At 68.0% G+C, this 11,788-nt stretch carries 13 protein-coding genes; 11 read left to right on the forward strand and 2 right to left on the reverse strand.

The genetic code is table 11. The annotated features are described in order from the left end of the window. Positions 1 to 26 precede the first annotated feature (26 nt). Together ACI2JZ_RS14155 and ACI2JZ_RS14160 are read left to right on the forward strand one after the other, a co-directional pair. Entirely contained in the window at positions 27 to 1,400 is a 1,374-nt protein-coding gene (locus ACI2JZ_RS14155) for an FAD-dependent oxidoreductase (RefSeq protein WP_247625192.1), read from the forward strand. Between the two features lie 24 nt (positions 1,401 to 1,424). Further along, entirely contained in the window at positions 1,425 to 2,447 is a 1,023-nt protein-coding gene (locus ACI2JZ_RS14160; protein WP_404598193.1) for an alpha/beta hydrolase, read from the forward strand. A gap of 27 nt (positions 2,448 to 2,474) precedes the next feature. On the opposite strand, the gene ACI2JZ_RS14165 is transcribed toward ACI2JZ_RS14160, so the two are convergent. Further along, positions 2,475 to 3,107 (reverse strand): GntR family transcriptional regulator, encoded by a 633-nt coding sequence (locus ACI2JZ_RS14165; RefSeq protein WP_404598194.1) that lies wholly within the window; start codon positions 3,105 to 3,107, stop codon positions 2,475 to 2,477. Between the two features lie 265 nt (positions 3,108 to 3,372). Here ACI2JZ_RS14165 and ACI2JZ_RS14170 point away from each other — a divergent pair, with 265 nt between their 5' ends. Beyond that, a complete protein-coding gene (locus ACI2JZ_RS14170; RefSeq protein WP_247625189.1) occupies positions 3,373 to 3,888 on the forward strand; it encodes a GNAT family N-acetyltransferase in 516 nt (171 codons plus the stop codon). Between the two features lie 42 nt (positions 3,889 to 3,930). Here ACI2JZ_RS14170 and ACI2JZ_RS14175 read toward each other — a convergent pair whose 3' ends face one another. Further along, positions 3,931 to 4,419 (reverse strand): YajQ family cyclic di-GMP-binding protein, encoded by a 489-nt coding sequence (locus ACI2JZ_RS14175; protein ID WP_247625188.1) that lies wholly within the window; start codon positions 4,417 to 4,419, stop codon positions 3,931 to 3,933. A 116-nt stretch (positions 4,420 to 4,535) separates the two neighbouring features. On the opposite strand from ACI2JZ_RS14175, the gene ACI2JZ_RS14180 reads away from it, so the two are divergent. The 8 genes from ACI2JZ_RS14180 (at position 4,536) to tuf (ending at position 11,692) form a co-directional block, all read left to right on the forward strand. Next, on the forward strand, positions 4,536 to 4,688 hold the full coding sequence (locus tag ACI2JZ_RS14180) for a hypothetical protein (protein ID WP_247625187.1): 153 nt from the start codon (positions 4,536 to 4,538) through the stop codon (positions 4,686 to 4,688). Positions 4,689 to 4,810: 122 nt separating this feature from the next. Beyond that, complete coding sequence (locus ACI2JZ_RS14185) at positions 4,811 to 5,860, forward strand: ABC transporter (RefSeq protein WP_404598195.1); 1,050 nt, start codon at positions 4,811 to 4,813, stop codon at positions 5,858 to 5,860. A 65-nt stretch (positions 5,861 to 5,925) separates the two neighbouring features. After that, complete coding sequence (locus ACI2JZ_RS14190) at positions 5,926 to 6,363, forward strand: hypothetical protein (RefSeq protein WP_247634093.1); 438 nt, start codon at positions 5,926 to 5,928, stop codon at positions 6,361 to 6,363. Positions 6,364 to 6,433: 70 nt separating this feature from the next. Beyond that, positions 6,434 to 7,081 (forward strand): spermidine/putrescine ABC transporter substrate-binding protein, encoded by a 648-nt coding sequence (locus ACI2JZ_RS14195; protein ID WP_247634094.1) that lies wholly within the window; start codon positions 6,434 to 6,436, stop codon positions 7,079 to 7,081. A 228-nt stretch (positions 7,082 to 7,309) separates the two neighbouring features. Then, positions 7,310 to 7,678, forward strand: a complete 369-nt coding sequence (gene rpsL / locus ACI2JZ_RS14200) for a 30S ribosomal protein S12 (protein WP_017201609.1) — start codon at positions 7,310 to 7,312, stop codon at positions 7,676 to 7,678. A gap of 5 nt (positions 7,679 to 7,683) precedes the next feature. Next, positions 7,684 to 8,154: a 30S ribosomal protein S7 gene (gene rpsG / locus ACI2JZ_RS14205; protein ID WP_017201608.1), complete on the forward strand. Its 471-nt coding sequence runs from the start codon at positions 7,684 to 7,686 to the stop codon at positions 8,152 to 8,154. An 85-nt stretch (positions 8,155 to 8,239) separates the two neighbouring features. Then, positions 8,240 to 10,354: an elongation factor G gene (fusA, locus tag ACI2JZ_RS14210; protein WP_282185368.1), complete on the forward strand. Its 2,115-nt coding sequence runs from the start codon at positions 8,240 to 8,242 to the stop codon at positions 10,352 to 10,354. 147 nt (positions 10,355 to 10,501) lie between these two features. Beyond that, positions 10,502 to 11,692, forward strand: coding sequence for an elongation factor Tu (tuf, locus tag ACI2JZ_RS14215; RefSeq protein ID WP_042538710.1), 1,191 nt, complete (start codon positions 10,502 to 10,504; stop codon positions 11,690 to 11,692). The last annotated feature ends 96 nt before the right edge of the window (positions 11,693 to 11,788 follow it).

Here is an 11,788-nt window from a genome sequence, read left to right on the forward strand (position 1 = left end):
ACGCGACGGCATACGAAAGGACCTCCATGACCAAGCTCAGACTGGCCATCGTCGGTGCAGGACCCGCCGGGATCTACGCGGCCGACCTGCTGCTGAAGGCCGAGCGCAAGTTCGACGTCTCGATCGACCTGTTCGAGCAGCTGCCGGCGCCCTATGGACTGGTCCGCTACGGCGTCGCCCCCGATCACCCCCGCATCAAGGGCATCATCAACGCGCTGCGCGATGTGCTCGACCGCGGGGACATCCGCCTGTTCGGCAACGTGCGCTTCGGCGAGGACATCACCCTCGACGACCTCAAGAAGCACTACAACGCCGTGATCTTCGCGACCGGCGCGATCCGCGACACCTCTCTCGACATCCCCGGCATCGACGCGGTCGCCTCCTACGGTGCGGCCGACTACGTCAGCTGGTTCGACGGGCACCCCGACGTGCCGCGCGAGTGGCCGCTCGACGCGGCATCCGTCGCCGTGCTCGGCAACGGCAACGTCGCGCTCGACGTGTCGCGCATGCTCGCCAAGCACGCCGAGGACCTGCTCGTCACCGAGGTGCCCGAGAACGTCTACGAGGGCATGAAGTCCAGCGCGGTCACCGACGTGCACGTCTTCGGACGCCGGGGCCCGGCGCAGGTGAAGTTCACCCCGCTCGAGCTGCGCGAGCTCGGCGAGCTGCGCGACGTCGACATGGTCGTCTACGACGAGGACTTCGACTACGACGACGCCGCCAAGGATGCCGTCGCGAGCAACAAGCAGGTCATGGTCATCGACCGCATCCTGCAGTCGTGGCGCAAGCTCGACTCCGTCAACAACGCCGGCGGAACGGCATCCCGTCGCCTGCACCTGCACTTCTGGGCGCGCCCGGTCGAGGTGCGCACCGACGACACCGGTCGTGTCGCGGCGCTCGTCTACGAGCGCACCCAGCCCGACGGGCAGGGCGGCGCGATCGGCACCGGCGAGATGCGCGAGCTGCCGATCCAGGCGCTGTACCGCGCGATCGGCTACTTCGGCTCGCCGCTGCCCGGCGTGCCCTTCGACAAGAAGCACGGGGTGATCCCGAACCGCGAGGGGCAGGTGCTCGCGAAGGACTCGAACGAGAAGGTTCCCGGCATCTACGCGACCGGCTGGATCAAGCGCGGACCGGTCGGGCTCATCGGCCACACCAAGTCCGACGCGATGGAGACCGTGCGTCACATCATCAACGACCAGGGCTCGTGGTGGCACCCGGAGGACCCCTCGGAGGAGGCCATCCCGGCGCTGCTCGAGGAGCGCGACGTGAAGTGGACCGATCTCGACGGCTGGCACCGCCTCGACGAGCACGAGATCGCCCTGGGTGCTCCGCACGAGCGGGCGCGCGTCAAGGTCGTGCCGCGTGACGAGATGGTGCGCGTCTCCCGCGGGGAGTGAGTCGCCCTCGGATAGCCTGGCCGCATGGCTGACACCGGCTCCACGCACTGGATCCCCGACGTCCTCGGCGACGAGTTCGAGCAGCTGACGCTGCCGCTCGCCGACGACGACCAGGGCCCGGTCGTCGCGACCCTGGTGCGCGCGCTCCCGGCATCCGTCGGGTGGTGGGAGCGCCTGCGGGGACGGCTGCCGCTCCTGCACGATGTCGACGTGCTCTACGTGCACGGCTGGTCGGACTACTTCTTCCAGAAGCGTCTCGCACGGTTCTGGACCTCGCGCGGCGCGCGGTTCTTCGCGCTGGATCTGCGCAAGTACGGGCGCAGCCTGCGCGACGGACAGACGCCCGGGTACGTGACAGACCTCGCGACCTACGACGAGGACATCGCCGCGGCGCTCGACGCGATGGGCCGGGGAGCGGATGCCGCGGCGTCGGCTCGGCGCCTCGTGCTGCTCGGACATTCGACAGGCGGGCTGACGCTGAGCCTCTGGGCGTCACGGCATCCGGGGATGGCGGATGCCGTGATCCTCAACAGTCCGTGGCTGGAGTTCCAGTTCGCGGCGGCGCGAGCGGCGATCGCGCCGATGGTCGAGCTGCAGGCGCGGCTGCGCCCGCTCGATGCCGCGCCGCAGATCGATCTCGGCTTCTACAGTCGGGCGCAGGAGGCGGTGGCCGATCCCGACGATCCGATGGAGGTCGACCTCCGCTGGCGCCCGCAGCAGACCATGGCGGTGCACGCCGGCTGGTTGCACGCGATCCTCAGCGGCCACCGCACGGTCGCGGCGGGGTTGTCGATCACGGCACCGGTGTGTGTGCTGCTGTCGGCGCGGTTCGCGTCGCCGACGCGGTGGTCCGACGAGCTCACGCGGGCGGATACCGTGCTCGTCGTCGAGGACATCGCCCGCGCCGCGCTGCGCCTCGGGCCGTCGGTCACCGTCGAGCGGATCGACGGTGCCCTGCACGACGTGTTCCTCTCGGCGCACGACGCGCGCGAGGACGCGTATCGGCGGCTCGACCGCTGGGTGAGAGGGTGGCGAGCCGCCGGGTGACGCGGGCGGCGGTCCGCCCCGCTGACGTCAGACGTAGTACATGGCGCGGGCGAGACGCTCGGCGTCGTCGCCGTCTCCCCGTTCCACCGCATCGCGGAAGTCGGCGTAGACCTGCGTCATGTGCGCGCGGTCTTCGACGGGCACCACCCAGTTGCGGAGGTTGCGGAACAGCGCGATGCTCGAGTCGTTGACGAGGGCGCTGTGCTGGGGGTTGCCCGCGCGGTGCGTGAGGTACGAGAAGACCGCCCACCGGCCCTCGGACGTCTTCGCGGCATCATCGAGCGTGGTGTGCAGCCGCTCGACGAGTCCCGTCAGGTAGGCGCGCTCGACCTCGGTCAGTTTGGGCACGCCCATGCGCGCGGAGACGCCCGCCTGGTAGCCGGCGAACTCGAGCGTGCCGAGCACGATCTCGGGTGTGACGAGCGTGACCTCGGTGTAGCGGCTCGGATACATCGTGACCAGTCCCAGACGCTCGAGGCGCTGCAGGGCCTCGCGGACGGGCGTGCGCGAGACGTGGAGCTCGTCGGCGACGGTGACGTCGCGGATGCGGTGGCCCGGCTCCATCACCCCGTCGATGATCTGCTGGCCGATGTGGTGGAACACCTCGTCTGCGAGGAGCTGTTTTCCTTCGCCGATGTGTGTGGTTTCGATGCTGCTCATCGACTTACCCCCAGTAAGTTCGTCGGTTCACCACCGCCGGCGTCGCGCCTCCCGGTCGCGCGGTGCGCCTGCTGTCGTGCTTCCTGCTGTCTTCGGTTCTGCTGTGCTGCGCGAGCGCCCCATACGCTCCCGCAGGAAACTACATCATGCACCTGTGCGGTCGCCGTGCCTATCGTTCTTGCGGAGTTCTTGCGGCTGGCCTGCGCTGATGCCGCAGTGATGCGTCGCTCTGGTGCGTGTCCGTGGTCCGTGGAAAGCTCCGGGGATGGACGAGCTCACTCTGCGCCCCTGGGGTTCCGGCGACCTGCCGCTCCTGCACCGGGCCAATGCGCCCGCGATGACGTCGCACCTGAACGGCTCCGAGACCGATGCCCAGGTCGAGGAGCGCCACGCGCGCTACCTGCGCCTGAACGCCTCGGGCGAGGCGCACATGTCGGTGATCCTCGAGGGTGGGCTTCCGGTCGGGTCGATCGGCTTCTGGCCGGTGCGCTGGCGCGACACCGACGCGTGGGAGACGGGGTGGTTCGTGCTGCCCGAGGCGCAGGGTCGCGGGATCGCCGCACGCGCGGTCGCGCTGGTCGTGGCGCAGGCGCGGGCCGAGGCGGGGGAGCGGCGGATGCTCACGGCCTTCCCTGGCGTCGACAACGCCGCATCGAACGCCGTGTGCCGTCGCGCGGGATTCGCCCAGGTCGGATCGCTCGTCGAGGAGTTCCGCGGAGCGTCGCTCGAGATCAACGAGTGGGTGTACGACCTCGGGGAAGCGGCCTCCGGAAACGCGTGAAGCCCCGCCGAGACGGGGCTTCACGAACGGGTGACGACGCGGTCAGCGGTAGTTGATGAACTGCAGGTCGACGTCGAGGTCGGATCCCTTGAGGAGGGCGATCACCGACTGGAGGTCGTCGCGACTCTTCGACTGCACGCGCAGCTCGTCGCCCTGGATCTGGCTCTTGACGCCCTTGGGGCCCTCGTCGCGGATGATCTTGTTGATCTTCTTCGCGTTCTCCGAGGAGATGCCGTCCTTGAGCGTCGAGACGATGCGGAACTCCTTGCCGCTGGCGAACGGGTCGCCGGAGTCGAGGCTCTTCAGCGAGATGCCGCGCTTGATGAGCTTGGACTGGAACACGTCGAGCACGGCCTTCGCGCGCTCCTCGGTGCCGGCGATGATGAGGATCTGCTCGCCGCTCCAGGCGATCGACGCGCCCGTGCCCTTGAAGTCGTAGCGTTGCTCGATCTCCTTGCGGGCCTGGTTCAGGGCGTTCTCGGCCTCCTGGTGATCCACTTTCGAGACGATGTCAAAGGAACTGTCAGCCATACAGGGAGTGTACCGAGAGTGCGCATCCCGCGCCCCTCGCGCCCCTGGCCCGGCGACACGCGGGCGTCTCGGCGTTGCTCCGCGTGCAACCGATACTTCGGTCGTAGCGTGAAGGCATGGCACGAGTCGGTGGACGCAACCTGGCGATGAGCTGGTTCGCGGGAGTGATCTGCGCCGGTGTCGTCGCCGGGTTGGTCTGGCTCTCCCTGCCGATGATGCCCGTGCTCGCCGCATTCGCCGGCGACACGTTGCGATCGATTTTCCCCTGAGTGGGACCGTCGCTTCCCGAACGCCCCGGAGGGTGAATGCCGACACGTCGGCACGCCTCCCGGAGCGCGTCCGCGGGCGGCGGTACCCTCGCACTGCACACTTCCGATGAGAGGCGCACCCCATGAGTGACCCCGAGGTTCCCCAGCCCGAGCGGCCGAAGGACGTCAACGACGTCCTCGACAGCGCGAACGAGGGTCTCGACGCCGCCGCCGCGGCCGGTGCCGACGTGCCCGCCGGCGACAACGCCGCGATCCGTGACGACGCCGCCCACGGTGACGCCGCCATCCACAGTGACGCCGCTCCCGGTGCCGCCGTGTCCGAGCCCGCCACGACGGATGCCGCGACCGCCGCTCCAGCCGTCGACCCCGATCTCGCGGCCTTCGAGGCCGCGGAGCGCGATCACCCGGGCACGTTCTCGGCTCCGGTCGAGCGCCGCGAGTCCGTCTACGGCGCCGAGGCCACCGAGGTGATCGCCGCGCCCACCGCGTACGTCGACGAGACGCCGACGGTCGCGGACACCGCCTACTCCTCGCGTGCCGACGCCGAGACCACCATCGTCCCCTCGGAGCCGGCGTTCGCCGCAGCCGCTCCCTCCCAGCCGCAGCCGCAGCCGATCTTCGTCCAGGCTCCCGAGCCGCCGCGCGACCGCGGCAACCGTGGAACGGCCGGCGCGATCGGACTCCTCGCCACCCTCGCCTTCGCAGTGCTCTACCTGGGCGCCACGCTCGGGCTGGGCGCGCTCGCTGGCGACGTCGACGGCAGCAACATCGGGCAGGCCGCTCTCGCACCGCTGCAGACCGCGGGATACTGGGTGCCGGTCGCCGTCTTCTTCCTCGGTTTCTGGCTGCTCGGCGCGATCATCAACCGCGGTCGCTGGGGCCTCTGGGTCGTCTTCGGCATCATCGTCGGCGCGATCGCGTACGGCGGCCACCTTCTCGGACAGCTCTTCCAGGCGCAGTTCTGGACGCTCACCGCTTCCGAGGGCGCCGACCTCATCGGCGGTCAGCTCCTCGCCCCGCTCGCGATCGTCGCGTTCGTGTTCGCCCGCGAACTCACCATCTGGTTCGGCGCCTGGGTCGCCCGCAGCGGTGCCCGCAAGACCGAGCTGAACCTCGAGGCGCAGCGCGAGTACGAGCGCACCCTCGAGGCCGGCCCGACGCTGTCGAGGTAATGACGCACACGCCGATGCCGAACCCCCGTGGACCCGAGTCCGCGGGGGTTTCGCCTGTCCTGGCGGTGGTCTTCGCCACCATCGGCTTCTTCGCGCTGGCGATCTTCGGGCTCGGTGCAGTGAGCGTGCTCACCGACAGCGACATCATCGCGACGCCGGGGCTGGGGCAGTGGCCGGGCATCGGTGGCATGGCCGCGGCCGTGCTCGCCTTCGCCGTCCTGCTCTGGTCGGTCGTCCGTCGCCCCGGGCCGTCGTTCTTCTCGGCGCTCGTGATCGCGGTGGCGACGGCACTCGTGCATCTGGCCGCGGTCTGGATCGCCGTGGCGAGCGTCGCCGGGAGCGCGCTGCTCGCGACGGCGGTCGCCGGCGACCTGGTGCGCGGGGGAGCGAGTGCCGTGCTGCTCCTGGCCGCCGCGATCGGCGCCTGGGCCGGGATCGCCCTGCGGCGCACCCGCGCTCGGCATCCGCGCTGGCCCTGGGAACGCGACGAAGACGCGGAGTGATGAGCGGCGGTGACGCGCCGCTCTCCCGGCGTGTCGCCGCGGAGCGCCCGCTCGCGCGTACCCTGGTGGGGTGGAGCGCTCGTTGGAGACGCAGGTCGACCAGGCCGTCGAGGCCTGGTTGCGCTGGGTGCCGCGCTGGGAGCCGGCGACCCATCGCGGTCGGATCGCGCCGTGCCGCCGGTGCCTCGGCTCCCCGCTGCTCTCCGCCGCGGGGATCGGAGCGAACGTGCCGCACGGCGTGCAGCACGGGCTCTCGACGCGGTTGAAGACGATCGTCGATCACGCGGTCGCCGACTACACCGCCCGCAACCTGCCGATGCTGCAGCGCGAACTCGATCAGCAGGCCGCCCGCAACCGCGCGCGCAGCTACCGCCCGGCCGAAGACCTCGACCCCGAGTTCGACGGGTTGCCGCTCGATCCCGACCCGGTTCCGGGCGCGCCGTTCCTTTTCACGATCGCCGGCCTCGCCGACGACGCGGCCGAGACACTGCCGCCCCTGCCGCCGTTGACCGAGGAGGCGAAGGTGGCGCTGCGACAGGAGGTCGGTCTGGCCGATGAGTACGCCAACATGGTCGGCCGTGAGATCTGCGGTCTGCTGCTGCGTCACCGTCTGCCGATCCAGGCCGCGATCGCGCAGCACATCGAGCCGCAGATCGAGGCGCTCCTCGCCGAGCTGACCCAGTCGCTCGACTCGCCCTTCGACGCCGACCCGAGCTAGCGACGGCATCCGCGCGGGGAGCCCGCAGTCATTTGACCGGCAGGTTACGCGCCATTACACTTGGTCAGGTGTGTGCACGTCTCGACGTGCGCGCTGGGCGCCGGCCCCATGGCCGGTCCGCCCCCACGGCATACCCACCACACCAAAAGCGCGTCCGTTCGGACGTGCCGGTGGGTCATGATGTGAAACCCATCACGCTGTCACCGTGCAGCATTATGAGGAGAGAACGTGCCAACCATTCAGCAGTTGGTTCGCAAGGGTCGCTCGCCCAAGGTCACCAAGACCAAGGCGCCGGCGCTCAAGTCGAACCCGCAGCAGGCCGGGGTCTGCACCCGCGTCTACACCACCACCCCGAAGAAGCCGAACTCGGCGATGCGCAAGGTCGCCCGTGTGAAGCTCCGCAACGGCACCGAGGTCACCGCGTACATCCCCGGTGAGGGCCACAACCTCCAGGAGCACTCGCTGGTGCTCGTCCGTGGCGGTCGTGTCAAGGACCTCCCCGGTGTGCGTTACAAGATCGTCCGTGGCGCCCTGGACACCCAGGCCGTCAAGAACCGTAAGCAGGCTCGTTCCCGCTACGGCGCGAAGAAGGGTTGAGTTAGATGCCTCGTAAGGGTCCCGCCCCCAAGCGCCCCGTCGTCAACGACCCGGTCTACGGCGCTCCGATCGTCACCTCGCTGGTGAACAAGATCCTCGTCGACGGCAAGAAGTCGCTGGCCGAGTCGATCGTCTACGGCGCCCTCCGCGGCGTCGAGGCGAAGAACGGTCAGGATGCCGTCGCCACGCTCAAGAAGGCGCTCGACAACGTCCGCCCCACCCTCGAGGTCCGCAGCCGCCGCGTCGGTGGCTCGACCTACCAGGTGCCGGTCGAGGTCAAGCCGCACCGCGCGAACACCCTCGCGCTGCGCTGGCTCGTCAGTTACGCCAAGGGTCGTCGTGAGAAGACGATGACCGAGCGTCTCCAGAACGAGATCCTCGACGCCTCGAACGGCCTGGGTGCCGCGGTCAAGCGCCGCGAAGACACCCACAAGATGGCCGAGTCGAACCGCGCGTTCGCTCACTACCGCTGGTAAACAGCTCCGCCCGCCCCCGGCCATCCGTCGGGGGCGGGCACCCCCTCTTCGCAGTACGACTGCCAGAAAAGATAAGGACACTCCCGTGGCACAAGACGTGCTCACCGACCTGAGCAAGGTCCGCAACATCGGCATCATGGCGCACATCGATGCTGGCAAGACCACCACGACTGAGCGCATCCTGTTCTACACGGGTGTCAACCACAAGCTGGGCGAGACCCACGACGGTGCTTCGACCACCGACTGGATGGAACAGGAGAAGGAGCGCGGCATCACGATCACGTCTGCCGCCGTGACCTGCTACTGGAACAAGAACCAGATCAACATCATCGACACCCCCGGTCACGTGGACTTCACGGTCGAGGTGGAGCGCTCGCTCCGCGTCCTCGACGGTGCCGTCGCCGTCTTCGACGGCAAGGAGGGCGTCGAGCCCCAGTCCGAGACCGTGTGGCGTCAGGCCGACAAGTACAACGTCCCGCGCATCTGCTTCGTCAACAAGATGGACAAGCTCGGCGCCGACTTCTACTTCACGGTCGACACGATCATCAACCGCCTCGGCGCCAAGCCGCTGGTCATCCAGCTGCCCATCGGCGCGGAGAGCGACTTCATCGGTGTCGTCGACCTCATCGAGATGCGCGCACTGGTGTGGGCGGGTGACGCCAAGGGTGATGTGACCATGGGCGCCTCCTACGAGATCCAGGAGATCCCGGCCGACCTCAAGGAGAAGGCCGACTCCTACCGCCAGCAGCTGCTCGAGACCGTCGCCGAGAGCGACGACGCACTCCTCGAGAAGTTCTTCGGTGGCGAGGAGCTCACGGTCGCCGAGATCAAGGGCGCCATCCGCAAGATGACGGTCGCCTCGGAGATCTACCCGGTGCTCTGCGGCTCGGCGTTCAAGAACCGCGGCGTGCAGCCGATGCTGGACGCGGTCGTCGACTTCCTCCCGAACCCGCTCGACGTGGGCTCGATCGAGGCGCACGACCCCAAGGACCCCGAGAAGATCATCGAGCGTCACCCCGACGCCAACGACCCGTTCGCCGCGCTGGCGTTCAAGGTCGCGGTGCACCCGTTCTTCGGTCGTCTGACCTACGTGCGCGTCTACTCGGGTTCGCTCGAGTCGGGCTCCGCGGTCATCAACTCGACCAAGGGCAAGAAGGAGCGCATCGGAAAGATCTTCCAGATGCACGCCAACAAGGAGATCCCGGTCCCCTCGGTCACCGCGGGCAACATCTACGCCGTCATCGGTCTGAAGGACACCACCACCGGTGACACCCTGACCGACCCGGCCTCCCCGGTCGTCCTCGAGTCGATGACGTTCCCGGAGCCCGTGATCGAGGTCGCCATCGAGCCGAAGACCAAGGCCGACCAGGAGAAGCTGGGTGTCGCCATCCAGAAGCTCGCTGAAGAGGACCCGACCTTCCGCACCGAGCTCAACCCCGAGACCGGTCAGACGACCATCAAGGGAATGGGCGAGCTGCACCTCGACATCCTCGTCGATCGCATGAAGCGCGAGTTCAACGTCGAGGCCAACGTCGGAAAGCCCCAGGTCGCGTACCGCGAGACGATCCGCAAGGCCGTCGAGAAGCACGACTACACGCACAAGAAGCAGACCGGTGGTTCGGGTCAGTTCGCGAAGATCCAGTTCACCATCGAGCCGATGGACCTGGATTCCGAGAACACCTACGAGTTCGTCAACGCCGTCACCGGTGGACGCATCCCGCGCGAGTACATCGGCTCGATCGACGCCGGTTTCCAGGACGCCATGAACGTCGGAGTCCTCGCGGGCTACCCGATGGTCGGCGTCAAGGCGACCATCGTCGATGGTGCCGCGCACGACGTCGACTCCTCGGAGATGGCGTTCAAGATCGCCGGCTCCATGGGCTTCAAGGAAGCGGCTCGCCGCGCCAGCCCGGCTCTCCTCGAGCCGCTGATGGCCGTCGAGGTCCGTACTCCCGAGGAGTACATGGGCGACGTCATCGGTGACCTGAACTCGCGTCGTGGCCAGATCCAGTCGATGGAGGACGCCGCCGGCGTCAAGGTCGTCCGTGCCCAGGTGCCGCTGTCCGAGATGTTCGGTTACATCGGTGACCTGCGCTCGAAGACCTCGGGTCGCGCGGTCTACTCGATGGAGTTCCACAGCTACGCTGAGGTTCCCCGCAACGTGGCCGACGAGATCGTCCAGAAGACCGCGGGCGAGTAACAACTTCTGGGAGCCGGGTTCCGGCCCGGCTCCCAGGTCCCCTACAACTTCACATTCCCTCTCTACTAAACTGAGATTCACACCCGTAGAGAACCGGTCGCAATCCAGTGCCCGGCACCCTCTACACGACGTCCTGAGGAGGACCCAGTGGCTAAGGCCAAGTTCGAGCGGACCAAGCCGCACGTCAACATCGGAACCATCGGTCACGTTGACCACGGCAAGACCACGCTCTCCGCAGCGATCTCGAAGGTGCTTGCTGACAAGTTCCCGTCTGACACCAACGTGCAGCGCGACTTCGCTTCCATCGACTCGGCGCCGGAAGAGCGCCAGCGTGGTATCACCATCAACATCTCGCACATCGAGTACGAGACCCCGAAGCGCCACTACGCGCACGTTGACGCCCCCGGCCACGCCGACTACGTCAAGAACATGATCACCGGTGCGGCTCAGATGGACGGCGCGATCCTCGTGGTCGCCGCCACCGACGGCCCGATGGCTCAGACGCGTGAGCACGTTCTGCTCGCCAAGCAGGTCGGCGTTCCGTACCTGCTCGTCGCGCTGAACAAGTCCGACATGGTCGACGACGAGGAGATCCTGGAGCTCGTCGAGCTCGAGGTCTCCGAGCTGCTCGCCTCGCAGGGCTTCGCCGAGGACGCTCCTGTCGTCCGCGTCTCCGCTCTCAAGGCCCTCGAGGGCGACGAGAAGTGGGTCCAGTCGATCCTCGACCTCATGGAGGCCGTCGACGAGAACGTGCCCGACCCGGTGCGCGACAAGGACAAGCCGTTCCTGATGCCCGTCGAGGACGTCTTCACGATCACCGGTCGTGGAACCGTCGTCACGGGTCGCGCCGAGCGTGGCACCCTGGCCATCAACTCCGAGGTCGAGATCGTCGGACTGCGTCCGACCGTCAAGACCACGGTCACGGGTATCGAGATGTTCCACAAGCAGCTCGACGAGGCATGGGCCGGCGAGAACTGCGGTCTCCTGCTCCGTGGTACGAAGCGTGAGGACGTCGAGCGCGGCCAGGTCATCGTGAAGCCGGGTTCGGTCACGCCGCACACCGACTTCGCGGGCACCGCGTACATCCTGTCGAAGGACGAGGGTGGCCGTCACAACCCGTTCTACACGAACTACCGCCCGCAGTTCTACTTCCGCACCACCGACGTCACCGGCGTCATCACGCTGCCCGAGGGCACCGAGATGGTCATGCCCGGCGACACCACCGACGTGACGGTCGAGCTGATCCAGCCGATCGCCATGGAAGAGGGCCTCGGCTTCGCCATCCGTGAGGGTGGACGTACCGTCGGCGCCGGTACGGTCACGAAGATCATCAAGTAAGCATCTGCTTCCTGCACAAGGGGTCGGACCTTCGGGTCCGGCCCCTTTTGTGTTGCCCGGACACCCGAGAATCCGGTATCCCAAACTCGTTACCCT

Source organism: Microbacterium sp. NPDC087868, assembly GCF_044900755.1.
GTDB classification, from domain to species: Bacteria; Actinomycetota; Actinomycetes; order Actinomycetales; family Microbacteriaceae; genus Microbacterium; species Microbacterium galbinum.

What these genes read in the sequence shown, in the direction of transcription:
- ACI2JZ_RS14155 (WP_247625192.1), top strand. Translation starts at nt 27, where the DNA reads ATGACCAAGCTCAGACTGGCCATCGTCGGTGCAGGACCCGCCGGGATC.
- ACI2JZ_RS14165 (WP_404598194.1), bottom strand. Translation starts at nt 3,107, where the DNA reads ATGAGCAGCATCGAAACCACACACATCGGCGAAGGAAAACAGCTCCTC.
- ACI2JZ_RS14180 (WP_247625187.1), top strand. Translation starts at nt 4,536, where the DNA reads ATGGCACGAGTCGGTGGACGCAACCTGGCGATGAGCTGGTTCGCGGGA.
- ACI2JZ_RS14160 (WP_404598193.1), top strand. Translation starts at nt 1,425, where the DNA reads ATGGCTGACACCGGCTCCACGCACTGGATCCCCGACGTCCTCGGCGAC.
- rpsG (WP_017201608.1), top strand. Translation starts at nt 7,684, where the DNA reads ATGCCTCGTAAGGGTCCCGCCCCCAAGCGCCCCGTCGTCAACGACCCG.
- ACI2JZ_RS14175 (WP_247625188.1), bottom strand. Translation starts at nt 4,419, where the DNA reads ATGGCTGACAGTTCCTTTGACATCGTCTCGAAAGTGGATCACCAGGAG.
- ACI2JZ_RS14185 (WP_404598195.1), top strand. Translation starts at nt 4,811, where the DNA reads ATGAGTGACCCCGAGGTTCCCCAGCCCGAGCGGCCGAAGGACGTCAAC.
- ACI2JZ_RS14170 (WP_247625189.1), top strand. Translation starts at nt 3,373, where the DNA reads ATGGACGAGCTCACTCTGCGCCCCTGGGGTTCCGGCGACCTGCCGCTC.